Source organism: Microvirga sp. 17 mud 1-3, assembly GCF_003151255.1.
Classification (GTDB): Bacteria; Pseudomonadota; Alphaproteobacteria; order Rhizobiales; family Beijerinckiaceae; genus Microvirga.
This window is the reverse complement of the sequence record NZ_CP029481.1, coordinates 745,594-771,228: the sequence shown is the minus strand read 5'-3', so window position 1 is coordinate 771,228 and position 25,635 is coordinate 745,594. Positions and strand designations below refer to the sequence as shown.

Annotated in this window: 28 protein-coding genes and 1 pseudogene; 9 read left to right on the top strand and 20 right to left on the bottom strand. The window is 53.6% G+C overall.

Annotation, left to right across the window (positions count from 1 at the left end):
• The first annotated feature begins 626 nt into the window (after positions 1-626).
• Together C4E04_RS03545 and C4E04_RS03540 are read left to right on the top strand one after the other, a co-directional pair.
• A complete protein-coding gene (locus C4E04_RS03545) occupies positions 627-1,301 on the top strand; it encodes a response regulator transcription factor (protein ID WP_109594964.1) in 675 nt (224 codons plus the stop codon).
• A gap of 202 nt (positions 1,302-1,503) precedes the next feature.
• Complete coding sequence (locus tag C4E04_RS03540) at positions 1,504-4,242, top strand: heparinase II/III family protein (protein ID WP_162559259.1); 2,739 nt, start codon at positions 1,504-1,506, stop codon at positions 4,240-4,242.
• Between the two features lie 159 nt (positions 4,243-4,401).
• On the opposite strand, the gene C4E04_RS03535 is transcribed toward C4E04_RS03540, so the two are convergent.
• The 15 genes and pseudogenes from C4E04_RS03535 to flgF all read right to left on the bottom strand — a co-directional run bounded on the left by C4E04_RS03535 (position 4,402) and on the right by flgF (position 16,733).
• A complete protein-coding gene (locus C4E04_RS03535) occupies positions 4,402-4,851 on the bottom strand; it encodes a hypothetical protein (protein ID WP_109595015.1) in 450 nt (149 codons plus the stop codon).
• A 6-nt stretch (positions 4,852-4,857) separates the two neighbouring features.
• A complete protein-coding gene (locus C4E04_RS03530) occupies positions 4,858-5,199 on the bottom strand; it encodes a flagellar protein FlgN (RefSeq protein ID WP_109595013.1) in 342 nt (113 codons plus the stop codon).
• Positions 5,200-5,257: 58 nt separating this feature from the next.
• Positions 5,258-5,758 (bottom strand): rod-binding protein, encoded by a 501-nt coding sequence (locus tag C4E04_RS03525; protein WP_109595011.1) that lies wholly within the window; start codon positions 5,756-5,758, stop codon positions 5,258-5,260.
• 48 nt (positions 5,759-5,806) lie between these two features.
• Positions 5,807-6,205, bottom strand: coding sequence for a hypothetical protein (locus tag C4E04_RS03520; RefSeq protein ID WP_109595009.1), 399 nt, complete (start codon positions 6,203-6,205; stop codon positions 5,807-5,809).
• Positions 6,206-6,212: 7 nt separating this feature from the next.
• Positions 6,213-6,968, bottom strand: coding sequence for a flagellar biosynthesis protein FliR (gene fliR, locus C4E04_RS03515; protein WP_109595007.1), 756 nt, complete (start codon positions 6,966-6,968; stop codon positions 6,213-6,215).
• Positions 6,965-9,046 (bottom strand): flagellar biosynthesis protein FlhA, encoded by a 2,082-nt coding sequence (gene flhA / locus C4E04_RS03510; RefSeq protein ID WP_109595004.1) that lies wholly within the window; start codon positions 9,044-9,046, stop codon positions 6,965-6,967. The genes fliR and flhA overlap by 4 nt, the downstream gene beginning before the upstream one ends.
• Positions 9,047-9,149: 103 nt before the next feature.
• Entirely contained in the window at positions 9,150-9,416 is a 267-nt protein-coding gene (fliQ, locus tag C4E04_RS03505; RefSeq protein ID WP_109595002.1) for a flagellar biosynthesis protein FliQ, read from the bottom strand.
• A gap of 1 nt (position 9,417) precedes the next feature.
• Entirely contained in the window at positions 9,418-9,831 is a 414-nt protein-coding gene (gene flgD, locus C4E04_RS03500) for a flagellar hook assembly protein FlgD (RefSeq protein ID WP_109595000.1), read from the bottom strand.
• A 15-nt stretch (positions 9,832-9,846) separates the two neighbouring features.
• Positions 9,847-10,266 (bottom strand): flagellar biosynthesis repressor FlbT, encoded by a 420-nt coding sequence (gene flbT / locus C4E04_RS03495; RefSeq protein ID WP_109594998.1) that lies wholly within the window; start codon positions 10,264-10,266, stop codon positions 9,847-9,849.
• Positions 10,263-10,610 carry a flagellar biosynthesis regulator FlaF gene (gene flaF, locus C4E04_RS03490; RefSeq protein ID WP_109594996.1) on the bottom strand — a complete coding sequence of 116 codons (348 nt, stop codon included), beginning with the start codon at positions 10,608-10,610 and terminating at the stop codon, positions 10,263-10,265. The genes flbT and flaF overlap by 4 nt, the downstream gene beginning before the upstream one ends.
• 17 nt (positions 10,611-10,627) lie before the next feature.
• The gene (locus C4E04_RS03485; RefSeq protein WP_162559258.1) at positions 10,628-11,677 is read right to left on the bottom strand and encodes a flagellar hook-associated family protein; all 1,050 of its coding nucleotides are present in this window, start codon (positions 11,675-11,677) and stop codon (positions 10,628-10,630) included.
• A gap of 4 nt (positions 11,678-11,681) precedes the next feature.
• The gene (gene flgK, locus C4E04_RS03480; RefSeq protein ID WP_109594992.1) at positions 11,682-13,169 is read right to left on the bottom strand and encodes a flagellar hook-associated protein FlgK; all 1,488 of its coding nucleotides are present in this window, start codon (positions 13,167-13,169) and stop codon (positions 11,682-11,684) included.
• A gap of 25 nt (positions 13,170-13,194) precedes the next feature.
• Positions 13,195-14,463, bottom strand: coding sequence for a flagellar hook protein FlgE (locus C4E04_RS03475; RefSeq protein WP_109594990.1), 1,269 nt, complete (start codon positions 14,461-14,463; stop codon positions 13,195-13,197).
• 111 nt (positions 14,464-14,574) lie between these two features.
• Positions 14,575-15,896 (bottom strand): annotated as a pseudogene (gene fliI / locus C4E04_RS03470) (flagellar protein export ATPase FliI).
• Positions 15,897-16,007: 111 nt separating this feature from the next.
• On the bottom strand, positions 16,008-16,733 hold the full coding sequence (flgF, locus tag C4E04_RS03465; protein WP_109594988.1) for a flagellar basal-body rod protein FlgF: 726 nt from the start codon (positions 16,731-16,733) through the stop codon (positions 16,008-16,010).
• 422 nt (positions 16,734-17,155) lie between these two features.
• Here flgF and motA point away from each other — a divergent pair, with 422 nt between their 5' ends.
• The 7 genes from motA (at position 17,156) to C4E04_RS03435 (ending at position 22,430) form a co-directional block, all read left to right on the top strand.
• Complete coding sequence (gene motA, locus C4E04_RS03460) at positions 17,156-18,043, top strand: flagellar motor stator protein MotA (protein WP_109594986.1); 888 nt, start codon at positions 17,156-17,158, stop codon at positions 18,041-18,043.
• A gap of 2 nt (positions 18,044-18,045) precedes the next feature.
• Positions 18,046-18,975: a flagellar motor switch protein FliM gene (locus C4E04_RS03455; protein WP_109594984.1), complete on the top strand. Its 930-nt coding sequence runs from the start codon at positions 18,046-18,048 to the stop codon at positions 18,973-18,975.
• Positions 18,956-19,270: a hypothetical protein gene (locus C4E04_RS20775; protein ID WP_162559257.1), complete on the top strand. Its 315-nt coding sequence runs from the start codon at positions 18,956-18,958 to the stop codon at positions 19,268-19,270. The genes C4E04_RS03455 and C4E04_RS20775 overlap by 20 nt, the downstream gene beginning before the upstream one ends.
• A 96-nt stretch (positions 19,271-19,366) precedes the next feature.
• A complete protein-coding gene (gene fliN / locus C4E04_RS03450; protein ID WP_371682032.1) occupies positions 19,367-19,753 on the top strand; it encodes a flagellar motor switch protein FliN in 387 nt (128 codons plus the stop codon).
• A gap of 14 nt (positions 19,754-19,767) precedes the next feature.
• Positions 19,768-20,802 (top strand): flagellar motor switch protein FliG, encoded by a 1,035-nt coding sequence (locus C4E04_RS03445; protein WP_109594982.1) that lies wholly within the window; start codon positions 19,768-19,770, stop codon positions 20,800-20,802.
• A 105-nt stretch (positions 20,803-20,907) separates the two neighbouring features.
• Positions 20,908-21,972 (top strand): flagellar biosynthesis protein FlhB, encoded by a 1,065-nt coding sequence (gene flhB / locus C4E04_RS03440; RefSeq protein ID WP_109594980.1) that lies wholly within the window; start codon positions 20,908-20,910, stop codon positions 21,970-21,972.
• Positions 21,969-22,430 carry a hypothetical protein gene (locus tag C4E04_RS03435; RefSeq protein ID WP_109594977.1) on the top strand — a complete coding sequence of 154 codons (462 nt, stop codon included), beginning with the start codon at positions 21,969-21,971 and terminating at the stop codon, positions 22,428-22,430. Before flhB ends, C4E04_RS03435 begins: the two co-directional genes overlap by 4 nt.
• Positions 22,431-22,675: 245 nt before the next feature.
• On the opposite strand, the gene C4E04_RS03430 is transcribed toward C4E04_RS03435, so the two are convergent.
• From C4E04_RS03430 to C4E04_RS03410, 5 genes are all read right to left on the bottom strand, one after another.
• Positions 22,676-23,290, bottom strand: a complete 615-nt coding sequence (locus C4E04_RS03430; protein ID WP_245416222.1) for a protein phosphatase CheZ — start codon at positions 23,288-23,290, stop codon at positions 22,676-22,678.
• A gap of 103 nt (positions 23,291-23,393) precedes the next feature.
• Positions 23,394-23,780 carry a response regulator gene (locus C4E04_RS03425; RefSeq protein WP_109594973.1) on the bottom strand — a complete coding sequence of 129 codons (387 nt, stop codon included), beginning with the start codon at positions 23,778-23,780 and terminating at the stop codon, positions 23,394-23,396.
• Positions 23,781-24,017: 237 nt separating this feature from the next.
• Complete coding sequence (locus tag C4E04_RS03420) at positions 24,018-24,710, bottom strand: protein phosphatase CheZ (protein ID WP_210204598.1); 693 nt, start codon at positions 24,708-24,710, stop codon at positions 24,018-24,020.
• A 16-nt stretch (positions 24,711-24,726) separates the two neighbouring features.
• Positions 24,727-25,113, bottom strand: coding sequence for a response regulator (locus C4E04_RS03415; RefSeq protein WP_109594973.1), 387 nt, complete (start codon positions 25,111-25,113; stop codon positions 24,727-24,729).
• 37 nt (positions 25,114-25,150) lie between these two features.
• Positions 25,151-25,633 carry a chemotaxis protein CheW gene (locus C4E04_RS03410; protein WP_109594971.1) on the bottom strand — a complete coding sequence of 161 codons (483 nt, stop codon included), beginning with the start codon at positions 25,631-25,633 and terminating at the stop codon, positions 25,151-25,153.
• Between the last annotated feature and the right edge of the window lie 2 nt (positions 25,634-25,635).

Below are 25,635 nucleotides of genomic sequence, written 5' to 3'. Positions count from 1 at the left end.
AGGGATGCGCATTCACAGGGCCTCCGCGGTCGCGATACGGGAAGATTTCAATTTATCTAATAACATATCAGTCGGGCAGTTCTCTAACTTGCTCACCTTTGATAGCGGGCGCTTGTGTCACTGGTCTCGCCCGGACGAATAGATACAAAGTATCGCACTATGCGGGCGCCAGGTTGGAGGCAGCGGACGCACTGGAGCCTGCTTACAGCTTTCGTTCTTTTAAAGCAGCACCCGCTCCTGCTTCCGATCCATAAGGACGCGAGAGCCACCACGTTCCAGTAGCTGATGTGGTTCGGTGTCCGCGCTTTTTGGTGTGGATGTTGCTGTTGGCGGGGTTGCCTTTGGGCGCGGCCGTATGACCTGCCTGCAACACTCGGAGAGAAGCACCGGCCCAACTCCAAGCCGCACGCCTTTGTCATTGACGCAACGGCGCCCACCCGGCATTTATCAATAATCCTACTGATTCGGGGGGCCAGAGCGGTCCAACCAAGCACACTCGCCCACCAGCAGTAGTAAAACGTAAAAGTAAAAAAGTCGTTGCTCAGGCGTTCACCGCCAGCAACTCGCGATATCATCGCGCGTACCTGCGTTCGACTATAAACTGCATAGGCCGGGGGGCTTCTATCATGTACATCGTCGTCGATGAACGACAGATGGTGACGGCTGCGTACGTCGCTGGCTTCGATCGCGAAGGCGTTTCCTCGCTCGGGCTCATCGCCGGCGAGTTCAAGGACTGGCTCACAGCCGCCTCCAGCACCGATCTCGATGCCATTCAGGGCTTCCTGCTCGGCGAATTCCAGGAGCGCATCGCCTGCGCCGAGGCCATTCGCCGCCATTCCCGGGCGCCGATCATCGCCTTGAGCGAAATCCGCTCCCTCGAGCAGACCCTGGCGCTGTTCACCGCCAAGTTCGACGATGTGGTGCGCAAGCCTGTGCATGTGCGCGAGATCCTGGCCCGCTCCGAGGCCATCTGGCGCCGGGTCAACGGCTCCAGCCAGGCCGGGCCGGCGGCAACGGAGCGCCTGAAGGTGTATTTCGACGGGCGCGATCCTGAGATCGACGGCACCAGCCTGCCGCTGCCCCGCCGCGAGCGGCATATTCTCGAATATCTGGTGCGCAACAAGGGCCGGCGCCTGACCAAGACCCAGATCTTCAACGCCATCTATGGCATCTATTCCAACGATGTCGAGGAGAGCGTGATTGAGGGGCATGTCAGCAAGCTGCGCAAGAAGCTGCGCGCCCGCCTCGGCTACGATCCCATCGAGGCAAAACGATACATCGGATATACCTTCGTCGGCTGATCAATATGTGGGACCTGTCAGGGCTCTCGTTGCTTCTGTAGCTCGGTGGACCTACCCTTCGAAGACCAGGATTGCTCAAAGGATCCTGATGAGTTTAGCCTCGGGGCAGAATGGGCTGAAACGATATCGTCCAGTCCTGCGACTGTCCGATCGCTACTGAGTTTTGGAGACCTCCGGTTCCATGTTGGGCGTAAGACAAATCTTGCCGGCTTTGATCCAACATGCAGGTGACACTGAGCCAGGTTCGCAAGATGGCTCCCACGTCATTGCCACGAAGAACAGATGGTCTCGTCTCATCCTGCTTTTTCGGGAACTTACTCCTGACGTCTGGTGCGAATTCAGCTTCGAGATCGAATTCCAAAGCGATGAGGCGGAGAATGACGCGACTGATTGCGCCGTCATAGGTGTCGACTTTCAGGCGGAGGATGGCTCGAGTATCGACTTTGCTTATGTACCAGGTCTCGTGCGGGGCCAGATCGACCCATACCATTATCCGGTTAGCGGCCCTGGAACGGCACGCCTTAGACGAACTCGAACCATTAGAAGCGGCTTTCTTGTACCAGCGCCTGCAACGCAGGTTCAGGTAACGATACGAAGCTGGCGCAACACGAAGCCTTTCGTGATCCGAGATGTATCTCTGGTTCAGTTCGTTCAGCCTGGGGGACAGGCAGATTCATCCACAGACGCGCTGATACCTTCTCGCGCCGAGAACAAAGCCACGTTCGATGCTCGCCGAAACTGGCTGATCTTGTCATCTCGTCCGCACTGGCTTCACTTCGGTCTAGTGCCAGGTCATAATCTTTTCGTTCGCGGTCAAGTAATTACAGATGACACCGCCTCCGAGGGCGCGCTTGTACGCGTGACATATCGCGATGGGCAGGGAGTCGAAATTCCGCAGCCCTATCCGGAGACACTTACAGCTCCTACGATCGGCGCCTTCATCGGCATTCCTACGCGGTCCCGGGCTCGGCGCTTTACGCTTGAGCTCATAGCACCACCAAATGCCACAACTGTGGAGCTGGGCTTCTGCACTTGGAATGACTCTTCGCGCGTTGAACTGGTTTTGCCGCTGGAAATCTCTCTTGGGTACGATCTTCTTCTTGAGAATATCGAAGGTGAGATTGACGAGGACGCCGACTTCGTCAGTACTGCTGTTCGGCGCTTAAAAAGCGACATTTCAGGCCCAGGAGCTGACGAGCCAACGAAACCCATATCTGAATGGGCGGAGCCAACAAACCTCGTACGGCCAGCCCAAATGCTCTACCGCTTGAGGGGCCTTCAACAGCATCCCGTCAATCGTGTCATCTCCGGCGATTTGAACATCGAGGGTTTTCCAGCCTGGCCTTTACCTGCCTCTCCATCATGGGATGAGGATCCTTATGGATCGCCGGCTTGGCGGACGCAGTATCAATCCCTTACTTGGCTGCTTGACCTCCCGGGCCTGAATAAACCTGAAGCACTGAATCGCTCGATTGAGCTTGCTTTATCATGGTCGCGGGCAAACCCGTGGAACCATGTCAGGGACAAAATAAGTCTCGATCCAACAGCTGTAGCGCAGCGGATGGAGGTGCTTTTAGAGCTTCTGTACCGTCGAGCAACGCTGGGTCAAAAGAATGATGCCAGACAGATACGAGGGTTATTAGGAGAAGTGATCCGCCATGGCTTCGCTTTAGCCGAGATCATTGGCCAGAATACACATTGCCATTCGCTGTCCCATGTCTTCGCCTCGGCCGCATTGCTCGACGCGTCACGAACGCTCTCTCGCGCCCCCTTGGCACCATACTGGACGCTCTTAGCACTATCCAAGCTCCGCGAAGGTTTCGACGAACTCATGGGCCGGAATGGTGAGTTTACTATAGACTCGCTTCATGGGCGTTTGGAGCTTGTCTCATTAGGCGTGATCCTCAACGAGGTCATGAATGGCATGCCGGAAGTTGCGCCTCTCTGTCAGTATCTCGCGCCGCGGCTGAGGGAAGCGACACAACAGCTCATTTCACTAACAGACCCTGGTGGGGCACTTCCTCCCTTTGGCGACACCCCCTTTAACCTCCGTCATGCTGCTTGGATCCGGAAGCTATTGTCCGGCTACGGCAAACATTGGATGCACGACAAAGGGATACGCGCAGAGCTTTCCTACCCTCAAGGCGCAAGGACCTTTGTGAGCCCTTCATCGGACATAATCGCCACAAGATTCTACGAGCAGGGACGCAGTTGGGGGTACTTCTGCGTAAATTTATCCGAACAAAGTTCCCTGGAAGGGCACAGGGATTCAACATCCTTCGTCTTCGCGAGCGGTGGCCGGCGGTGGATCACCGAGGCATCAGGGTCCTTGTCGCCCCAAACCGAGGAAGCACGCCGCTATTTAGGATCTCCACAAGCCCACAACCTCGCGATTCCAAACGGATGTGAGCCTGGCTCGGGAACATCCTGGCTTACATCCCATACCCGCACCTCAGGCGTTCATCTCTACGAGGTTGGCAGCAACATCTACGGCCCATCGTTTAATCACCAGAGGATTTTTATTGTGCTCGAAAACCTTGGGGCTCTTGCAGTTTTCGACCACTTTACCCGTCTACACAACCCGATATCGTTCGAGGCGTTTCTCCACTTTGAGCCAGAAACGATGGTCTCTATTGCAGGCTCTCAACTGGCGGTCGGGTCTCAATCGAGACAAAGGCTAAGGATCGTTCCAGTGGGGCTCTCCGGCACGTCCGATGGCCTTGAAGTTATTCACGGCCGAAGCGGCTCTCTGGGCACGCAGGGATATATCTCGCGCGGCCCGGGCCCTCTGCAAACAACGAACGTCCTTCGCTACGGCTTCAAAGGAAATGGCAATGTTTGCGGCGGCGCTGTCCTGGCCATGGATGAAGCCAGCTATAAAACAATTATGAATACAATCCGGTCATATGCGGGGGAGAAGCTGCTCAGCTCGCCACATTAAACACCGACAATTTGGGCAGCGGCTTACAGTTCAAATTTCACCCAGGAACCGTCAAACGACGGGCAGCCTCAAAGCTCTGAGATCGCCGCTTTCGGCTTAGAGCAGCTGCTTTAGTCAATGCAGGGATTATCCTGTGCAATTGGAGGAACACTCCACTAACTACGAACGAATGTCGCTCTTGCTGACAAAATTGAAATTCTCAACAAGCACATCCCTAACGATCTCCGCGCCCATCCGCTCGTTTACCTTACGCTTAACATTGGCAAGCAAAGCCGGCACGTCATATTTCGAGAGCTTCCTGAAATCTAATTTTTCATCGGAATAAACTTGGCGAAACGTCTCATCGATAAAGAACGTCTCTATCGGCACCGAGAGGTTGCGGAGCGTTCTTGCATCCGCTGTGAAGACCAAGTTGGCAATCACGTAGCCCTGAACGGCGCCCTCTGCAATCACCGGGACATTGATTGCTCGAACCTTGCGATATTCTAGTCCTTCTAAGTATTCATCTTGCTTGACAATCTTTAGGCCTGTACCCCAATAAACCGCGCCGTAGCACGACAGAAGCGTGATCGCACAAATCCAGAAGCCCGTAACCAGAATTCGCCCCATGACCAACTACTCTGGCGATACGGGAAGGATACCAGCAGAGTATGTACCATCTGACTCGGAACTCTGAATTGCTTCCGAAATGATGGTAGCAACCTCCTGAACAGCTCGAAGATTCATTTCGAGAACGGCGTGGTTCTGATCAAGTTTCGTCTTTAGGCTCTGAAGTTGCTCTGTCAGGTCCTGCTTCGTAGGCTCGTCTTGCAAATGGCGAACAAGACGCGTGAGCTCCAGAAGGCTCTGATTCTTACGCCTGTTGAATTCCTGATGATCGATTGGCACATGAGCAAGAAGAGCGGCGGTTTCAGCCTCAATTGTCTCCTCAAGGCGCTCAATAGATTTTCTTAACATCGACAAGGCTGTACCCTCTGATATGCCCAAAGATCGCTTACTTCACAGAAGACGAGTTCTAGGTCTCGCTCTCCGACGCATGTCCGGCCACTGTGGGGCTTGCCACAGCGTTTTCATTAGCTGAAACTGCGCGCCCCGCGAGCAACTTTGATGCGATCCCAATGCCTCCTGCCCTGGCGATTTGTGCGCCAATCTGCTCAGCCATCATAGATCGCCATACGCTACCAGCAGTCCCTTTTCCAAAGGTCGCTTCGGAGTCTTTCGGCAACATCGACTCTATGAAACTCTGCAGAACGAAGGCTTCAAACTGCTGGTAAGCAGACCCAGGCTTCGCAGCACTGCCCAGAGTGGTCTGATTCTGGGAGATCACTTGAATTGCATAAGGATCCTTTGTCGCTGTTCCACCTCTATGCGGCATGGAGTTAAAAACTTCCGCAAATTCGGTGGCGCCACCGCTATCAGATAGTTCCATCAGCTTACGGCTTGCAGTCTGAAGTTTCACGGGATCCGCAGCGCGTGCCACATCTAGCACGATGTCTGAGGGCGGCTTGATTCCCATGAATGCTCCTTCTTGCTCTCCCCTTTGCCTCTCTTTAGTGTCTTTAGCTTACGGGAGGCTTGCTTTCGGCTTTGAAGTCAAAATATCCAGAAGTTGCATGTAGTCAGCTTTCTCGACCGCACGCCGATCATCCACCTTCAGGCGGCTAACCGCTCTTTCGATACGCTTGACTTTCTTCGCTCGATCAAGAGCAACCTCGCTTTGTTGTTCCTCAAGCTGCTTGTTGTGAGCTTCCTGAGATGCAAGTTGCTGCAGCCGCCTAGCTCTGGCGTCAACAAAAAGACCATAAAGGGCCTCGGCGTCATTTAATGTCTGAATGAGGGATGCCTGAGCCTCACGAAGCTCCCCTCCTTTCTTCCGGAGGCCAGCGAGCTTCCATTTCTCGATTTCGTGCAACTGCTCTTGAAGTTTTAAGAGACGTTTGGCTTTGGTAAGGCGCTGGTTCATAGAAACTCTACCCTCGGCTTAACCATGCAGCGAAATCAGCAATGAACAGGAGCATGAACTCTTTGAACAGGAAGTATAGCATCAGCATACCGCCCAGCAGCACGAAAGGGGTCGCCAGAAAGTAGACTGGAATAGTTGGGGTCAGCTTATTTGCAAGTCCGACCGCTAGATTCACGATAACGGAGTAGACGATAAATGGGCTACTGATCCGAAGCGCAAGAAGGAATGTAGCCGTAATCTGGTCAGTGATCTGGACCAGAGCGAGTTGTGTGCCAAAGCTCTCGCCCGGCGGTAATCTTGAGTAGGACGCAATTAATCCTCGAAAGAGCTCCCAGTGCAGATCCGCCATGAAAACCAGTGCCGTGGCGACCATCATAATTAATGATCCGATCGCAGGGAGGGATTCACCATCATCCATAGGTGCGCCCGCTAGGCTACCGAAGCCGATCCCCATAGCGATTGCCGTCGAAAGGGTCTGCAGAGCCATGAAAAAGATACGCCCGAGAAGGCCGATCAGGAGCCCTGTGACACTTTCAGAAAATATCCAGAACAGTGTCGTACCTGGGGCTATCCCTTTGAGATCTCCTTGAAATTTGCTGATCAGCAACGGCGAGATCGATAGGCTGACGGCCAGTGCCATGAAAAGCCGGACCTGCGGAGGGATCCGGGCACTTGAAAAGCCAGGGACGATCAGCAGGCACCCACCAACGCGGCAGAAAATGAGGAAGACTGCTAGAAACGTCTCTTGTGTGACCGGAATCACGAAATTGTCCCAAGCGACTTGATTTCGACGCCGCGAGCGATCTCCAGATGTGAGAGCACCGGAAGCGTCGTAAAGAGACGCTCGATGATCATTCGCACGTAAGGTCGTGCGTCCGGCGCAGTCACTAGCGCAAAGCTGTGAACTTCCTTCATGCGCTTTTTAATTGCCTCTGAAGCTTCCGAGCCAAATTGCTCAACGAGGCGCGGGTCGATGTCGAACTCAACCACATCGCCTTTTGCATCGCGCTTCAGGCTCTGGTGGAAGGCAAGGTCCCATCTGTTACCCAAGCGCAGGACGTTCAGTACACTACCATCCGCCAGATCCCCGCATATCTGCTGCGCAATACGCATTCTAACATGCTCCACAATCTGCTCAGATCGACGGGCATGCGGAGCAATTTCTGCGATTGCCTCGAGTATCAAGTGCAAGTTGCGGATGGAGACACGCTCCGCCAGGAGCAGCTTTAGAACCGCCTGAAGGCCAGAATATGATATCTGAGAAGGGCAAATATCATCGATAAGCTTCTTGTACTCCGGGTCAAGCCGGTCAAGGAGTGAGCGCATGTCCTTGTAGGACAAGAGCTGAGGCAGGTTGTTTCGGATGACTTCGCTCAGATGAGTCAGAAGAACAGAATTGCTGTCGACAGGGCTAAACCCTTCGCGCTTTACTTCACTGGCATAGGCATCGGAGATCCACATCGCTTTCATGCCGAAAGCGGGCTCACGAACCTCATCGCCGGGCACATCGGGCTTAGGGCCATCGCCGATGACTACCAAGAGTTCGCCAGGACGTGTCTCTTGGCTCACGACGACCGTGCCGTGGATTTTCACCTGATAGCTTTTCGGAGGAATTGTGAGACTGTCAGATAGCTTAATATCCGGGACAACAAATCCATACTGTTGCGCAAACTTCCGTCGCATCTTGCTAACACGATGCGCCAACTCGCTATGGGAACTGAGTAGCTGCACCGCGAGATGCTTACCTAGGCAGAGCTCAATTTCAGCGGTCTTAAGAGATTCCTTCACCGAGTCCTTCGTATCCGTCCGGCTCTGCTCTTCAGCCGCAACTGCTTTCGCCTTTTCGGCTGCCCGCTGCTCCGCCAGGCGCTTTGGAATAGTATATGCAATGAAGGCCATGAGGCCCCCAAGCCCCATAAATGGGATAAATGGCAGCCCCGGCACGAGGGCAAAGACAAACATAAGGATAGCGGCAACAAACAATGCCCGCGGATAAGCCCCCAATTGCCCCATGACTGCTTGCTCTGCAGTCCCGCGTGTTCCCCCCTTGGAGACTAGCAGGCCAGCGGCCAAGGACACGACCAGAGCCGGAATCTGAGCAACAAGACCGTCGCCAACGGAGAGTTTAGTAAACACATCTGCGGCGTGAGACAGGGTCATGCCATGACGGGTCACTCCAATGATGATTCCACCGAAGATGTTAACCGCAATGGTGATCAAGCTCGCTACGGCTTCGCCACGGACGAACTTCGACGCACCGTCCATGGAACCGAAAAAGGCACTTTCCTCCTCGAGTTCCCTGCGCCTGCGTTGAGCCTCCTTGTCATCAATGAGCCCTGCAGAAAGGTCCGCATCGATGGCCATCTGCTTTCCTGGAATTGCATCCAAGGTAAAACGAGCGCCGACCTCGGCGATACGGGTTGCACCTTTGGTGATGACAAGAAAATTGACCGTGATGAGGATGAGAAAGACGACAATTCCGATGACGAAGTCACCGCTCATCACGAACTGGGAGAATCCATAGATAACGTGGCCCGCAGCGGAAACGCCCTCATGTCCCTTCGCGAGGATCAAGCGGGTCGTTGCGATGCCTAAGGACAGGCGAAGCAAAGTTACGATCAGAAGAACCGTCGGAAAGGCCGAGAACTCAAGGGGCTTCTGAATCCACAGCGCCACCATGAGGATGAGGACGGAGAGCGCGATCGAAAGGGCAAGCCCCATATCAATCAGAAGTGCAGGGATGGGCAGAAACAGGATCGCCAGGATAGCGACGATACCGCCAGCAAAAGCGATATCCCTGCTTTTGTTGCGCTCCGGGGCTATAGCATCTGTAACGGCCATTCAACTCGAGTCCGGTTCGGTTTCTCAACCGTAGGACTCAGCCACAAAGCTTGTGCGAGGCTCTCCAGTAGCGCCACGAGCGCACCCGAAGCATGAAGCGTCTTTAAAACCCGGTTTCAATCCGAGCATAGACCTGTTCAGTGAACGCAAAAATTTGCGAACCAATGAAAGAACCGGTCAACAATGTCACCAAAAGAATGGCTATGATCTTAGGAATGAATGTAAGGGTCACTTCCTGTATCTGTGTGAGAGCTTGGATCAGGGCGATAACAATACCAACAACCATGGCAGCGCCGACCGCCGGCCCGGCACCGACAATAATCGTCCAGATGGCAGAGCGAACAAGCTCCAGGGCGTCAACCTCGTTCATCTCAGCTGATCACGATGCCCGGACCGATTAGAACTTCGTCGCCAGTCGACAGTTTCGCGACAGCGCCATCGTTGGTGATCCGGACCGAGGAGACCTGACCCGAGATGGAGCCATCCGCGGACGTAACTGTGCGGCCGATTACGCTATCGACCTGGGATAGTGCTGAGGACGAGAGCAAGGCATCAAGCTTGTTGTTGCCGATCATGCTCTGTTCAACCTGCGAAAAGGTAGCGAGCTGCGCCATGTAATCAGTCGATTTCATGGGGGCTGTCGGGTCCTGGTTCCGCATTTGCTCGAGTAGCAGCTTAAGAAATGTATTATAGTTCAAGCTTGCTGCGGATGCGTTTGTTTCCGCCGAGTTCGATCGTTGTTTCGTATTAGTCGCATTGGCCATCATGACATTGCTGACATCCATTGCTGATCTCCTTATTCAAGCGGCCCGATGAGGAGGAAGCGGGACGCCGGATAACACTGCATTCTCAGCAGGGTATAGACCACGAATAATCTTGAGCGCATCAAAGGGGCGTTCTGCCTCAACCATTGCCGCTACATCATGCAGACCTTGAACGATCTCCTCATTCGAGAAGGACTCGAGGGTTGCAGCAAACAAATCCTTAAAGACAGAGCGGGCCCTGTCTGCACTACTCGGGTCGATAAGGATCGCCTGGACTACAAAGTATAGCTGCCGGAGCGGTGTTGTCGCGTCGCTGACCTGCAAAACGTGGTTTTCCATCAGAAACGTGGCATCGTTCAGAAGCTCGATGGACACTTTCCGATCAACCCGCAGAACGGCGCCATTGATAAATATCCGCTCCCCGGCTTTTAAGGACAGGTGCATCGACTTGCTCATTTCAAGCCATCGCGGATCATGGTGTTGATCTCGATGAGAGCCGTAAAATTCTGCGAATCTCCCCGCCGAACAAGATCAGCCTCTTTCATAACCCACAGACCAATGGAGACAAGTTGTGCCCTTAGAGTTTCCGGCAGGCCATTCTCAGAGCTCATGAGATCCTCGATAAGAATTGTCCAAAGGCGCTGCACGAAGGAGATCGCATCGGAACGCTCGGGTGCATTTTGAGGAGCATTGTTAGCCGCCTTCAAGAGATCGATGGCTCGGTCGAACGCCAATCGCTCCCTCTCACGGCAACCATCGGAAGCATCCTCAAGGATCTCGGCATATGAGAAGCGGTACATCATGCATCCTACTGATATCAAAGGTAGTTTAAGAGGCTTAGCTGCCTCAACTGGGCCGTCAGCGAATATGACATCTGAATCTGCGTCGTCAGAGCATCGACCCTTGTCTTAGCTTCGGCCGGATCGACCTCTTCAAGACGGCCTACTCCTTGATCGAGGATCTTCCGCTGCAGATCCATTCGATCATTGGCACTCTTGACCTTCGTCTCGGCATCTCCAAGCCTCGCCTGGATCTCAACGAGATCGTTAGTCACCTCACCGAGCAGTTGCATTACCTTATCAACAACAACTTGTTGGGTCTCCGTCCGCATCCCGGCTATGCCGAGATCCGAGGCTATCGTATAGGCCTTGGCCAGCTTTCGCATGGCGGCTTCATTGGCGTTCGTTGAGGTTTCGATCTTTTCTGATGTCGAGATTTTGCTCTCAATATTCTTGTCGGCCGCAGCAGACCACTTGTCCCAATCAGAGCCATCAAAGAGCTTGTTGAAGTCATTGGTACTGTCGTTAAGGAAGAGTCTCATCTCTTCCGCGGTAATATCAAAGACCGTTGGGGCAGTTTGCGTCCTACCAAAGTGTCCCAAGAACGCTGCATCGACAGCTGTCTTCGCAGGAGAGCCAGCAATATAATCATTCACCGGCTTTTGCTTCGTGTTAGTTCCCGCGAAAAGATACTGACCGCCGCTGGATTTGTTGAGCTCCGCCGTCAAGGCTTTCAAATTAAGTGCCGCACTGTCTCTGACGGTTTCCGCACCGCGTTCGAGCGGCGGCAACGACAGAAGGGAATTGAGGTACGTTTCCGCTGTGCTGCGGATATTGTCGAGAGAAGTCTTCGTAACATTCAAGCGCAGGGAAACCGTGCCGTTTCCATCAATGAGCGCATCGAGCTCGGAACGTTCCTGCCGCAGTGATATTCCCTGCCCGGCTCGATATCCAAGCTCCAGCCCAACGTCCGAATAACGACCGGTAGCAATCTCTTGGTTCGCTTTGGCAAGATCCACTTGCATCTTTGCCAGCGCGTTACGAGGCGAATTCCAGAGACTGATTGTGGAAATGAATGTTGTCTTCATCGCCTTACCGCACTGCGTTGAGAAGGGTCTGCAGCATCTCATTGACGACAGAGATGAGTTTTGCTGATGCGGAGTAAGATTTCTCAAGCTGCAACATGAGCGCCGTTTCGTCGTCCATATTCACGCCGGTTGCGTTCGATAGTGCTTCCGATGCGTGGCTTAGGAGCGTCATCTGATAGTTGACGTTTGTCGATACGGTCTTGCGGTTCCCCTCCAACCAGCTCGCCGATGAGGCCGCAAAATTTTTGATGCTTGTTTTATCGCCCAGCCCGAGCGCCGAGTTGAACGGACGATCCGAGCTAAGGTTTTGGGAAAGCTTGTATAACCGATCCGAGTAGGCAGCATTTGAGCCCGTCGGAACCCCTGGGTTCTCTACGAAGTCCGGATCCCCATTGGCCCCTCCATCCCTGAGACGGTCCAGGACCCCACCTTTCGCTGGATCGATACCTGCGTTCACGGTGATCTTGCCTGCAAGGCCTGCGCTAGCTTGGCTCGCCGGATCATCGTCCCATCCCGGAGGCATATCGATCGTTCCGGACTGCGCGAAAAGACCAGCCTTGAATAAAGTTGGATCGGCCTTGCTCTGCTCGGCAAAGGAGGCAATCAGGGCTTCAGCGACCTCGTCAAGCTGCTGCTGATAAAGAACCGCATCCTGGTCACGTATCTGGACAAGTCCAACCAATCTCCCTGAATTAAGGGGCATCGGTCCTGAACCCGTTACAGGAACACCATCAATGATAACAGCCGATCCGACTGTACTTGCGTTAAAGGTATTTGTCGGAGAAAACTCAACCTTACGGGGAACCCTCTCGAACAGCGTCACGCCGCTGTCGGTATAGATTGCAATATCGTTGTTCTCGCGAGTGACGACACTGATCCCCATCTCTTCTGAAAGCTGGGCGAGTAAATGATCCCGCGTGTCGAGTTGGTCGCTAACATCAATGCCTGAAGCGGTGCCTTTGACTACAGCATCGTTGACCGACTTAAACTGAGACAGAAGATCGTTCACACGGGCAACGGATCCAGCAATGCTGGCGTCTGCCTCCTGACGTGTCCTCTGAATTGTCGCAGTCGCATCATTGAGCATCGTTACAAGCTCATTGGCGCGCGCAACGACCGCTCGCGCCAAGATTGGGTCATCCGGCTTGTTCGCGTATTGCTCAAGTGCGGCACTAAGCGCTCCAATCCGCGCTGCACTCGATTGGTTCAGGTTGGAATCTCCAACCGTGTGCTTTAGCTTGTCTATGCCTTCGAGAACTGCCTGTTGCTTTACAGTGTCAGAGGTCGTCTCGAGCATTTTATAAAAGAGAGCCGAATCTGCTGCGCGCTGTACGACAACACGGGCAGCCCCTCCACCCGCGACCAGAGTAGCGATCTTTCGCGAGTATGTTGGGTCTGACGCTCCAGCTGTATTCCGGGACACTACGGCCATCTGCGACGACGATGCAAGGATGGACGAGCGCGCAGTATTAAGCGCTAATGACAGACCCATATTCCGACCTCCTAAACCAATCCACTCAGCGCTTCAGATTCATCAGAACGTCTAGTAGCTCCGACCCTGTCTGAAACACCTTTGAGTTTGCGGTATAACCGGTCTGTGCTTCGATCATTGCCGTGAGCTCGGTTCCAATATCTACGTTGGATTGTTCGAGAGCCCCTACTGCAATTGTGCCTCGTCCCCCTTGACCTGCGAATCCAACCTGAATCCCACCGGAATCGATACTGGCTTCGTAAATATTGCCGGCTCGCGGGGTCAGGTTATCAGGACTAGGAACGTCTGCGATCGGGATTTTGTAGGCCTTAATGCGCGTGCCATCCTCATAGACGGCAAAGATCGTGCCGTCGGGCCCAAACTCGGCCCCCTTCACAGCAGTAGGCGCATTTCCGTCGGCGGCGCCCTCGACGTCATACTCCCCTGCAAGCTGAGTCATACCCTTCATGCTAAGAGAAAATCCCGCCTGACCGTTGGGTATGTCAAACGATAGCGTGTCCGTCCCAGTCAGTTGCCCCATTGCGTCAAAGGTCAACGTTCCTGTGGCACTTGTAATCGGCGTTCCAGGCAGCGTCGGAGTCGCCGAAGAATCGAAGACAGATACTTCCCATTGCCCGCTTGTTGGGGGGGTAGCAAGAGGATCCGCATCTGCAATCTTAGTCATGTAGATGTCGAGCTTCACCTTGTTGCCGACATTATCATATGTCACAAGGGACGACTTCTTTGTATATGCGGCTCCGCCAGCCCCGGGACTGGTCCCAGCAGCGACGGCTGTCGCATCAAACGGCAGGTTGCCTGTAATGGATCCAGTGCGAGAGGGGCGAGCCTGCATCGCCATCGAAGAAATATTGACCGGCTCCAACCCGTCCAGACTGTTTAGCGCTACCGAGGGATCCCCCTTGGACAGATTGTAGCCCATGAGCTTAAAGCCAGCAGCGTTGTACAAATTCCCGGACGGTCCATCGACAACGAAGTTTCCTGCTCGGGTCAGATATGGTGTCCCGGCCCCGTCTGACACTACGAAGAATCCGTTTCCCGAAATCGCCAGATCACTTCCCGATGTCGTATACGAAATCGGCCCCTGGTCCCCGATCGAGTAACGGACAGTGGTGGTCACGGCACCGGAATTGTATGCGCCCTTACCCGAAGACAAAATGAGCGATGAGAACTCTGTCGAGGAGCGCTTGTAGCCCGTCGTGCTTGCGTTCTGAATGTTCTCGGCAACTGTCCCGAGCTTGTTGGACTGGGCATTCATACCAGAAACGCCAGTGCGGAGAACGCCATAGAGACTCATGCTAGGCTCCAAAAGGTAAAAGTCGCCCACTCAGTAAAAGGCGAATGGCTTGTGTGAGGCTGGCTTTGCAGTTTTTACATCCACCCAATCACTCTGGCAGTCAGTACTGTTCTACTGACGCAAAAGCTGAGCGAGTTCCATGAATGCGTCTCCGCTGGGAGGCATGGAGGGATCCTGACGCAATGCCTCATATATTCTAGGAACGAGGACGACAGCTTGGTCGAGTTCCGTGTCACTCCCGGCTTGGTAGCCGCCCATTAGTCGCAGGTCGCGCGTATCCTCGTAGCGGGAAATCAGCGTCCGCAATCGTCGAACGAGTTCCTTTTGCTCGGATGACCATACATGTTCGGACAGGCGTGAAATGGAGCCAAGCACGTTGATCGCTGGATACCGTCCCTGATCAGCAATCGCTCGATCCAAAACAATATGACCATCGAGCGTCCCGCGGATACTGTCAGCCACAGGATCGTTGTGATCATCTCCATCGACGAGGACGGAGAATATCCCTGAGATTGTCCCCTTTCCCTCAAGTCCGGGGCCCGACCGTTCCAGAAGCCTTGGAAGATCACTGAAGACGCTCGGAGGATATCCGCGTGCTACCGCCGGCTCACCTGCCGCAAGAGCAACATCTCGTGCCGCATGAGCATACCGTGTAACGGAATCAACGATTAGGAGAACGGATTCGCCGAGGTCCCTGAAATACTCTGCAATGCTCAAGGCTGTTTTTGGGGCTTGGCGACGCATCATTGGGCTCTCGTCACCCGTAGAGACGATCGTCACCGAGCGGGCGCGATTTGCGAGAATTGGCCCCTCTAGAAACTCCCGGACTTCTCTCCCTCGCTCTCCCACAAGAGCGATGACGATTGTATCAAAGCCTGTACAGCGCGCTAGCATCGAAAGAAGGGTAGACTTACCTACCCCGAGCCTGCGAAGATGCCAATCCTTTGCCCAGCACAAAGAGGTGTGAAAAGGTCTATCGCCCTCACACCGGTCCGCAGGGGCTTTGAAACGCGGGATCGTGACATCGCTGCCGGAGGCTCCATGTCAGCCGACATCGCACAATCGCCCGGCACAAGGGCTCCAAGCCCGTCAATGGGCTCCCCGAGCGCATTAATAACGCGCCCTTTCCAACTCGGATGCGGGCTGAGTCCCGTCCCACTTATTCGATACGCATAAGCGCCAACTGTTGCATCGATGCGACCGTCAAAGGGCTTAACTGTTACGCCAGCATCATCGATGCGGACAACCTCACCGATCTGGATTCCAGATGTGCTTTCGAATCCGATACGATCTCCAAGCTTTACAGATGAAGATACTCCAGCAACGCGAAAATAGCTCGGCGTAACCTCACGGACCTCTCCGCCAACGAGAATTGTCGGCAAGGTCTGCAAACCATCAAATATAGCGGACTCGAGGCGATCCAGCGCCTGCATGATTAGATCCTTGTGTAAACCGCCCGACGCAGTCTCCCACATCCATTGTAGGGCAAGTCCTTATCCGAGACAGACAGCTTAAAGGCCTCGGAGAGAGAACACCCAATACTGTCAAGCGCTCGGGCCTAGCGACCGAATAGCGTTCATCATGGACGATTCCGTCTCAGATATTGTCGCCGCTGCGTTGTCGAAGGTCCTTGAGATCGTGATCATCTTTGTCAACTCTAACACAGGATTGACGTTTGAACCTTCGGCGTATCCCTGCTGCACTCCAACGGACGTGAAGTCCTGCATAGCCGTCGCAGGAAGATTCGGTTTCACGGCTGACCCTCCCATGCGCGTGAGTTGACTCTTATTGTCTATTTTAAACAGACCGAGTGCACCAATTTGATTATTTCGCTGCGTGATCATCCCGTCACGCCCTATCGTCGGCTCGCCATCCTGCGGATTCAGAAGAATGGGGGCCCCTCCAGGATCCAGAACGGAATAGCCGTCCATGGTCTGCAGTTCCCCTGCTTCATTCATCTTCATTCTGCCGTCGCGCGTGTATGCGAGGCCTGATGGTGTACTAATGCTCAGCCAGGCATCGCCCTGAATGGCAACATCGAGCGGATTATCAGTTCTGGTCACGGATCCTATACGGCGCGACGTATAAGTTTCGCCAGAAGAGGCAAAAGATACGGTTCCCGCACCAGCTTGCGAGAGAATAGTCTCAAACTTAATCTCCTCGGCCCGGTATCCGCCGGTATTAATATTCGCAATGTTATTGGCGACAGTATTCAAGCGCTTTTCGAGAGCGACCTGAGCCGATAGAGCTACATAGAGAGATGATTGCATGTTTAAAGCATCACTTCCTGATTTGCCTTTTCGTATGCACGTGATTTCGTTACGAGCGGATTTGCGACATGTGCAGCTAGGCTCCAAACCAGGGGGGCAACATCACGCCGCCTCGCCACGTTCCGACAATGAAGCGCTTTTGGCATTGTCTTACTGCACCTGAGTTGCCTTAAGCTTGCCTATTGTGCCGTCGATTCCACAATTACCGCGGCGGTCTGGAATCCTTACGAAAGGAGTTACTCAACAGAACCTTCCGCGCAATACTGGCCGGAAGCACATATCTGTCGAATTCACTTTCTGTCGCCTCTCGGCAGTCTTAAGCTGTCTAGCTTGCCTGAACCTTTCATCCCGCCTTCCAGCCTCGCGCAAGCCTCTCCTTTTAAAGGAGCCTTTCCAGAAGGTGTTATTCTGAGGCTATATCCTTGGGCGTTGCTATTGGTCTGCTCATCGCCATCGGCTCATTGTTCGGCGGCTTCGCCGCGATGGGAGGACACTTGGCTGTCATATGGCAGCCATGGGAGTTCGTCATCATCGGCGGAATTGCGGTTGGAACCTACATCGTTGCTAACCCGATGTCCGTTGTGGCCGACACTGGACGTGCCTCTGTTGAGGCAATTCTCGGTGTCGTACCAAAGCGCGCCAAGTACTTAGCGCTCCTCGGCTTACTTTATGCCTTGATGCGTGAGCTACGCTCGAAGCCGCGTAACGAAGTTGAAAGTCACATCGACGACCCCCAAAATTCCGCTGTCTTCGACAATTACCCTGAAATTCAGAAAGATCCTGAACTCACCCTCTTCATTTGCGATTATGTTCGCCTGATTATCATCGGCAACGCCAGGCCGCACGAAATCGAGGCGCTCATGGACGAAGAGATCGCGACCTTGCGGCGTGACAAGCTTAAGCCTTATATGACGATCACAACGGTCGCAGAAGCCCTTCCGGCTCTCGGAATCGTGGCGGCGGTTCTTGGCATCGTAAAGGCGATGGGCGCCCTCGATCAGTCGCCCCAGCTGCTTGGAGGCCTCATTGGCGCCGCTCTCGTCGGCACGTTCGCAGGTATCTTTCTGTCATACGCGATACTGTCGCCGCTTGCACAGAAGATAAAGGCGACCCGTGAGAAGCAGTGTCGGGTCTACATTATTGTCAAGCAGACACTTCTCGCATCTTTGAATGGTGCTCTTCCGCAAATCGCCGTTGAGCACGGACGAAAGGCAATCTCGTCAGCAGACCGCCCCACAATCGACGAAGTGGAAGCGGCAACCATCTCCGGCGGCTCGAGAGGCGATACTGAACAGAAGGAGGCTGCATAGTCATGAACGCCTCTCACAATGCGAATGACATTCGCGATCGGCTTCTCGACGCGGCAGGGCTGTCACTCGACCGCCTTCCTATGCTCCATGTGATTTTTGATCGCATGGCAACTCACTGTGCAGATCACTTGCGGCACCTGGCCGCCTCTCCAATGTACTATTCGTTGAGCAGCATCGAGAGCGGACGCATCGGTGACGTTCTGGAGATGTATGAAGCCAATGCTATCGCCGGCGTTTTCCACGCTCCTGAATGGGACAGCCATGTCCTAGTTGGCTTCGACCGGGATTTCGTGTTCACAATGGTGGAGGTCCTGCTCGGCTCGGACGGTTCCGAACCGCCAGTCGACGAGGAGCGCGGGTTCTCCAATATCGAATTAAGAATAGCTCAGGCAATCTTCGAACAAATCGGTAAAGCCTTACAGGCGTCCTTTGCACTTGTAACAGATACGCGATTTAAATTTGAGCGACTTGAGACGCGCATGGATTTTGCGGTGATTGGTCGCCGCAACAATCAATCCGTCGTCGCGAAATTTCTTCTTCAGGCTCTCAACCGCGGCGGGGAGATGTTTGTCATCATTCCGCAGTCTGTTCTCAACCCAATGCGTCAGACCTTGGCACGAGTACTTTCCGGCGATTCTTCGGCGCGCGATCCTCGCTGGACAAAGCAGATCGCCAGTGAGGTCAAGCGCACTGAGGTGACCCTTAAGGCTGTCTTAGAAGAACGCTATTTGTCGCTTGGGGAAATTGCCGATTTAAAGATCGGACAGATTTTGGAGTTGCAAGCGACACCACGGAGTAGGGTTAAACTTGAAGGGAACGACCACCCTCTTTTCTGGTGCCACGTTGGCAAGGCGGATGGGTCATACGTTTTGCGCGTAGACGATTTCATTGATCAAGAGCAGGAATTCATCGATGACGTCCTCTCTCGTTAATCTTATACTCTTTGTGGCGCTCGTCATAACGAGCATATGCGTTGCCGCAATGTATTTTAAACTCAAGCGCTTTGAAAATCATCATGCCGAGTACAACCGCGCTTTTGCAAAAACATCGGAAGCGCTTTCAAAAGCTGGCGATGCTATTCGGACATTGAATCAGGACGGCCAGCAAATCCTCCTTTCTCTTGAGCAGAGGATCGAAGAGGCCAGAGAAATGATACGCGCGCTTGAAAGCATACGCTCTGCTGCCGAAGGGCGCCCGTCTCATCTCGAACAACGCACCTCTAAATGACCCTTCTCCTGTCGAAGTTGCACTGTCCTAGGATTCGCAGTCGACTTGTCTTCACGCGCTTGGCGCAATTGTCATTAAATACCAAGGGTTGATTTGATGTCAGAGAAATCAAAGCCTATGCAAGAAGAGCAAGGCACATGGCACGATGAGGCGCTCTTCACGAAATCAGATTCGGCTTCAGCCGAAATGGGCTTTCGGGACGAGAAAATGGGGAGCGGCAAGAATCTTGAATCGATTCTCCGGATTCAGGTTCTCATCCAAGTCGTTCTTGGATCCGCAACAATGCCTGTCGCGAACCTTATGAAGCTCGGTAGAGGAGCGATCGTCCCCTTGGATCACCGGGTGGGTGAGCCCGTCGATGTTGTGGTGAATGGGCGCGTTATCGCTCGCGGGGAAGTCGTTGTCGTGGAGGACGACAACTCGCGGTTTGGCGTATCTCTCACCGAGATCGTCGGTCCATCGGGCTCCGAGTTTAGCAGCTAATCGGATCATCGGCGATGGTGACGCGTGCCCCAGTCAAGGCCAACTCTGGCGCCAAGCCCCTGCAGGGCGTAGACCGCGTGGCTACACTCCTACTAGCGATGGGGAAGCCCGCTGCAGGGCGGCTGCTCAAACACTTCAGCTCTGAGGAAATTAAACTTATCACCCGTTCGGCTGCCGAACTCGGTCCTGTTTCGGCTGCCCAGCTCGAAACTCTTGTCGATGAATTTGCCACGCAATTCTCGAACGGATCGAGTCTATTCGGAACTGCGAGCGAGGTGGAGAAACTACTGAGTGGCGTCCTCCCACCTGAACAAATCGCCGAGCTGTTGACTGATGTCCTGGGGAACTCCAATCGCTCAATCTGGGACCGTATTTCCAACGTATCAGAGACGGTCCTTGCGACCTATCTGATGAAGGAACATCCTCAAACGGCAGCGTTGATTTTATCCAAAGTGAAGCCTGCTTGCGCTGCAAAAGTTATGGGGCATCTCCCGACACCATTGCGCAACAGCCTTATGCGCCGGATGCTGACGTTCAAGCCAATTGTTGATGAAACCATGCGGCACATTGAGAAGACGATTCATGAGGACTTCATGATTAACTTCTCAAGGAATATGGGCGCGGATACCCATGCCAAGATGGCAGACATTATCAACAAGATGGAGCGCGATCATATGGAAGATGTGCTTCAGAGCCTCAGCGAGGTTCGCCCGAAATCGGCGGAAATCCTGAAGGGGCTCCTGTTCACATTCGACGATATTGTAGGACTTACTCCCAGGGCCCGCACCGCTCTCTTCGACCAGATTCCGAATGATCGTGTTGTTCTTGCACTCAAGGGTACAGAAGACACTTTCCGTAATATTATTCTCAGCTCTCTTGCCTCGCGCGTTAGGCGCATGGTTGAGCATGAGTTGAATAGCAAGGAGCCCGCCTCTCAGCGCGACGTCCTCGAGGCTCGACGCGCAATTACCGACCTCGCACTTGAGATGGCGGGGCGTGGAGAGATCGAGCTTAACTCCGACAATGATGGAGATGCCTATTTCCGCTAGGTTTGCGTCCGCCTTGCATGCGATGGGGTCGTTCGAACCTCACCCTGCCCGTGTTGCATCTGCCGAGTAGCAATTTGGTCAGTTTTACATCGTCAGGAATTTATTATGGCCGGAACGGAGGACAAGGAAAGCAAAACAGAACCGGCAACTGATAAGAAAATCCGCGACGCGATCGAAAAAGGAAATATCCCTGTATCTCGGGAGCTATCGACATTCGCGTCGATAGCGGCCCTACTGATTGTCTTGGTATTTATTTCCCGGCAAAATGCGGCGGTTCTTGTCGACAAGCTTTCTGTTTTTATCGACTCCCCTGATAAATTTTCGTTGGAATCCGGGCGGGATGTCACTCAGCTTATTCAGGCCATTGCTCTTGAAGTCGGTCGCTTTTTAACCCCCGTAATTGCGGTGCTGTCTGTTGCAGGCCTCGCATCCACCATTCTCCAGAACCTTCCCCAGGTGGTTTATGAGAGGATTCGCCCCCAATGGTCGCGCATATCACCTATGAGTGGGTGGAGCAGGATCTTTGGCAAATCTGGATTTGTTGAATTTCTGAAAGCTGTTTTTAAATTTTTCACGATTGCTGTTGTTTGTGGTCTGCTCCTAAAGTCAGAGCAATACAAGGTCGTGAACGCCATGTTCAGTGATCCGAGTCTCGTCCCGGAAATGATCCTGACGATGGCTATCCGACTAGTCTCAGCCGTTAGCATTGCAACCATTGTGCTTGTGGCCGGCGATCTGATCTGGGCTCGGTTTCGGTGGCACCGGGACCTGCGTATGTCCCGTCAGGAAATCAAGGATGAGTTCAAACAGATGGAGGGCGATCCGCTCGTCAAGTCAAGGTTAAGGTCCCTCGCCCAAGATCGATCACGGAAACGTATGCTTGCTGCGGTTCCGCGGGCAACAGTTGTGATCGCAAATCCGACCCATTATGCTATTGCTTTGCGCTATGATAGACAGGAGACTAGCGCCCCTATTGTTCTTGCTAAGGGCACGGATCTTATTGCCTTGAGGATCCGCGAGACAGCGGAAAAACATGGAGTGCCCGTGGTAGAGGACAAGGCTCTCGCAAGGTCCATGTATGATCTTGTCGAGGTAGACCGCATGATTCCACCCGACTTTTACCGGGCTGTTGCCCAGATACTTTTCTTCATCTTTACGAGAGCAAAGTGAGCCCTAAAGAGAAAGAATTTGATACAAGGCAGCCCGCATCTGAGGCGGATTTACTGCCATATGAGAAGATTTTGGCTTACAATATTAAGGATGTTGTTGGCGAAATTTGTCTCATCGATGCAAGTATACTAATTTCCTACATTTTGGATGAGCACCACGGCAACATTAACGATCTTATTTCTTCTTCAACCGAATTGTTTTTTAGGGACGGAACACTAACTTATGGGCATGGTGCGGATGTCAATTTTGAATGGGGAAAGGCACCAGCCGTTATTCTAGATATGGAGTTTGTTAATTCCTGGATGACTGTCTTTTTCAAACTCGTATTGCACGGCTATTACGTTGGGGTTTCGATTCAGCGCATCTTGTTGAGCACAAAAACCGGCGATCCGGATCAAGATCTTAAGCGCTTTGAGGAAGCCCTCATGGAGGCTAGGATAGGCCCACCCTCATCCTAGTCCCTGGGGCGCTTCCTACATTTCTTCAGAAACCAGTATATGCCCCATATGCAGCAGTTTTTCTTAAAATTTCAGTCTTGCATATCCTAGCGGTGGATATTTCGAAGGCCTCAACGCCTGTTCCCGATGCTACTTGATAGCTCATTTCGTTCTATTCATCGCAGCGAAGTCCGCCTGTCAGGCCATGCATACGTGACGCTTATTTTTTGCTTTAACTAAGCGAACGCCTTTTGAGGCTATGTTTCCTATCCGAAGAGCGCGTCAATGTCGCTTTGAGACGTACATCCGTTTTCGCTCTCGAGAGCAGGACCGTTAAGAAGAGCGCGGTCTCCCGATTGCTCTGCCAGTTCCAAGGTTTCGATCTCCTTGAAGCTTTCAAGCCCTCCCCAGATTTGGATCATCTGCTCCACGCGTTCTTCGACGAAGCGCATGGCCCCGACGACCTTGCTGATCCGCTGACCGGTAATGTCTTGGAAATTGCAGGCTTCGAATATACTGATCACCTGATCGGAGATCTCGCGCGCAATCTCCTTATCGTCGCCCACAATGCGCGCAGCGAGATTCCCAGCCAACTCATCAATCCGCTCGGAAGCTGCGAGAATGGTATTCGTCGCGGTCTCTGTTCCCATGACAATCGCGCCGAGTTCATCCGTGGCTCGTGCCATCTCTCGACCCCGCACACCAGCATAGTGCAATGTTGCTATCTCTTGCTTGGTCCGTTGGATCGCTTCCGAGATAGCATCCAGCTCGACTTTGAGCCGAAGAGCCTCGTGCATATCTTTGCGATGCTCCTCCAGAAGAGAGTAGGAAACGCTTTGCGCTGGTTCAATTAGCTCTTTTACGGATGCAATGGCTGCCATGATCTCCGCATGCCGTTGCATCTCTGATGTGCCATCTGGAGAGCCTGACGATGAATGACTCTCTATGCGATAGCTTTTGCGTATTGTCATTCTATTGACTCAACTATTCTGCGCCGAGAACGGCGGCGATCTTGGACTGGAGGGTTTGGGCATTGAACGGCTTCACGATGTAGTTGTTGACACCGGCCTTCTTGGCCGCAACCACATTCTCCGTCTTGGCCTCTGCCGTGACCATGATGAAGGGAAGATCCCGCAGCTGCTCGTCCGCCCGCACCTGCTGCAACAGCTCGTAGCCGGTCATCGGCTCCATGTTCCAGTCCGAGATGACCAGGCCGTATTTCCGCTCCCGCAGCTTCGCCAGTGCTGCCGTGCCGTCGGAAGCGTCATCGACGTCCTTGAAACCGACCTGCTTGAGGAGGTTGCGCAGAATGCGAACCATCGTCTGGTAATCGTCAACGACAAGAACCGGGATAGAATAGTCAAGACTCACGTTCAGAACCTCAAGTTAGAGCACGGTAGACTATAGACCGCCCGACATAGACTCGCGAATAGTTAGAAAATGCTGTCTTTCGATGCAGACCTCTAGCGCTGTGGCGCCGATGCGGACCTCTAGCGCTGTGGCGCCAAAGCCCAATCTTAGCAAATTCTATATAGAATGACCCATCCTGGCGCAGTGTAATCCGCGCGAACAGGTATATGTCCCTCCGACGCGATACAGCACTTCAAGCTATTTGAAGAATGCGTCGATATCCGCTTGAGACGTACTGTCTTCCATTTCCAGTGCCGGCCCATTTAGAAGGGCCCGATCACCTTCACGGTCAGGGTTCTCCGCAGTTGCAACGTCCTTGAAGCCCTCGAGCCCTCCCCAGATTTGGATCATCTGCTCCACGCGCTCTTCGACGAAGCGCATGGCCCCGACGACCTTGCTGATCCGCTGACCGGTAATGTCTTGGAAATTGCAGGCTTCAAAAATGCTGACGATCCGTTCGCTGATCTGGCAGACCATTTCCCGGTCCTGATTAGAGAGGCGGGCCACCAGCTGCTCCGAAATGTCGTTTATGGCCTCCGTCGCTTCCAAAATGGAGTGAGTTGCTGCTTCCGTCCCCACGACGATGGCCCCGAGTTCGTCCGTTACGCGTGCAATTTCTCGGCCCTGAGCTCCCGTATAATGGAGCGTAGCGATCTCGCGCTTCGTCTGCTGAATTGCATTCGATATAGCTTCCAGCTCCGCTTTCAACCGCTGCACTTCGAGGAGATCGTGTCGACGCTCCTCGCTCATGATCGAAACCTGAGCCGGCTGCACATGCCTTCTCAGAGAAGCGATAGCCTCCATAATTTCGGCATGACGCTGAACTTCATGTGCATCGTCCGGCATTTGGATGCCAGTTATCTCGATGCTGTAGACCTTCGGCGTGCTCATGTTTCGTTCTCAGAGACTATTCTGCGCCGAGAACGGCGGCGATCTTGGACTGGAGGGTTTGGGCATTGAACGGCTTCACGATGTAGTTGTTGACACCGGCCTTCTTGGCCGCAACCACATTCTCCGTCTTGGCCTCTGCCGTGACCATGATGAAGGGAAGATCCCGCAGCTGCTCGTCCGCCCGCACCTGCTGCAACAGCTCGTAGCCGGTCATCGGCTCCATGTTCCAGTCCGAGATGACCAGGCCGTATTTCCGCTCCCGCAGCTTCGCCAGTGCTGCCGTGCCGTCGGAAGCGTCATCGACGTCCTTGAAACCGACCTGCTTGAGGAGGTTGCGCAGAATGCGAACCATCGTCTGGTAATCGTCAACGACAAGAACCGGGATAGAATAGTCAAGACTCACGTTCAGAACCTTCTTAGAAATGCGAAAGGAAAGTTTCCTATGCTGCGAGCTGGGTATCGAACTTAAGGACAGACTCTACATCTAGGATAATCAACAGCCTGTCGTGAAGCTGGTACACACCTTCGGAAAGACCCGCCCACTTGGGATCCATGTGGACAGGGTTTGGCTGAAGGCCCTCAGGGTCGAGCTTGAGAACCTCACCAACTTCGTCGACGAGCAAACCATATGCTTCACCATGATATTCAAGGCCGACAGCCATCCGGCGTTCACAGGCCTCCAAATCAGGCAAATGTAGCCTTTTTCGCAGTGATATTGCGGTCACAACGCGACCACGGAGGTTCAAGAGCCCGGCAATTTCACGGGATGCGAGCGGCACGGATGTCATCTCGCTCGCGACAAATACGTCATGAACTCGGTCGATTGCCAAGCCGAGCAACTGACCTGCGACCGTCACGGTAATATACTCGATCTGCCTCGAGAACACCTTAGCACTCGTGTTATTCAAGCTAGACGGGGTCATGC

Bases quoted from the DNA above. Each gene is read 5' to 3' on its own strand.
- C4E04_RS03545 (WP_109594964.1), top strand. From the start codon at position 627: ATGTACATCGTCGTCGATGAACGACAGATGGTGACGGCTGCGTACGTC.
- C4E04_RS03535 (WP_109595015.1), bottom strand. From the start codon at position 4,851: ATGGGGCGAATTCTGGTTACGGGCTTCTGGATTTGTGCGATCACGCTT.
- C4E04_RS03530 (WP_109595013.1), bottom strand. From the start codon at position 5,199: ATGTTAAGAAAATCTATTGAGCGCCTTGAGGAGACAATTGAGGCTGAA.
- C4E04_RS03525 (WP_109595011.1), bottom strand. From the start codon at position 5,758: ATGGGAATCAAGCCGCCCTCAGACATCGTGCTAGATGTGGCACGCGCT.
- C4E04_RS03520 (WP_109595009.1), bottom strand. From the start codon at position 6,205: ATGAACCAGCGCCTTACCAAAGCCAAACGTCTCTTAAAACTTCAAGAG.
- flhA (WP_109595004.1), bottom strand. From the start codon at position 9,046: ATGGCCGTTACAGATGCTATAGCCCCGGAGCGCAACAAAAGCAGGGAT.
- fliQ (WP_109595002.1), bottom strand. From the start codon at position 9,416: ATGAACGAGGTTGACGCCCTGGAGCTTGTTCGCTCTGCCATCTGGACG.
- flgD (WP_109595000.1), bottom strand. From the start codon at position 9,831: ATGGATGTCAGCAATGTCATGATGGCCAATGCGACTAATACGAAACAA.
- flbT (WP_109594998.1), bottom strand. From the start codon at position 10,266: ATGAGCAAGTCGATGCACCTGTCCTTAAAAGCCGGGGAGCGGATATTT.
- flaF (WP_109594996.1), bottom strand. From the start codon at position 10,610: ATGTACCGCTTCTCATATGCCGAGATCCTTGAGGATGCTTCCGATGGT.
- C4E04_RS03485 (WP_162559258.1), bottom strand. From the start codon at position 11,677: ATGAAGACAACATTCATTTCCACAATCAGTCTCTGGAATTCGCCTCGT.
- flgK (WP_109594992.1), bottom strand. From the start codon at position 13,169: ATGGGTCTGTCATTAGCGCTTAATACTGCGCGCTCGTCCATCCTTGCA.
- C4E04_RS03475 (WP_109594990.1), bottom strand. From the start codon at position 14,463: ATGAGTCTCTATGGCGTTCTCCGCACTGGCGTTTCTGGTATGAATGCC.
- flgF (WP_109594988.1), bottom strand. From the start codon at position 16,733: ATGCAATCATCTCTCTATGTAGCTCTATCGGCTCAGGTCGCTCTCGAA.
- C4E04_RS03455 (WP_109594984.1), top strand. From the start codon at position 18,046: ATGAACGCCTCTCACAATGCGAATGACATTCGCGATCGGCTTCTCGAC.
- C4E04_RS20775 (WP_162559257.1), top strand. From the start codon at position 18,956: ATGACGTCCTCTCTCGTTAATCTTATACTCTTTGTGGCGCTCGTCATA.
- fliN (WP_371682032.1), top strand. From the start codon at position 19,367: ATGTCAGAGAAATCAAAGCCTATGCAAGAAGAGCAAGGCACATGGCAC.
- C4E04_RS03445 (WP_109594982.1), top strand. From the start codon at position 19,768: ATGGTGACGCGTGCCCCAGTCAAGGCCAACTCTGGCGCCAAGCCCCTG.
- flhB (WP_109594980.1), top strand. From the start codon at position 20,908: ATGGCCGGAACGGAGGACAAGGAAAGCAAAACAGAACCGGCAACTGAT.
- C4E04_RS03430 (WP_245416222.1), bottom strand. From the start codon at position 23,290: ATGGCAGCCATTGCATCCGTAAAAGAGCTAATTGAACCAGCGCAAAGC.
- C4E04_RS03420 (WP_210204598.1), bottom strand. From the start codon at position 24,710: ATGAGCACGCCGAAGGTCTACAGCATCGAGATAACTGGCATCCAAATG.
- C4E04_RS03410 (WP_109594971.1), bottom strand. From the start codon at position 25,633: ATGACCCCGTCTAGCTTGAATAACACGAGTGCTAAGGTGTTCTCGAGG.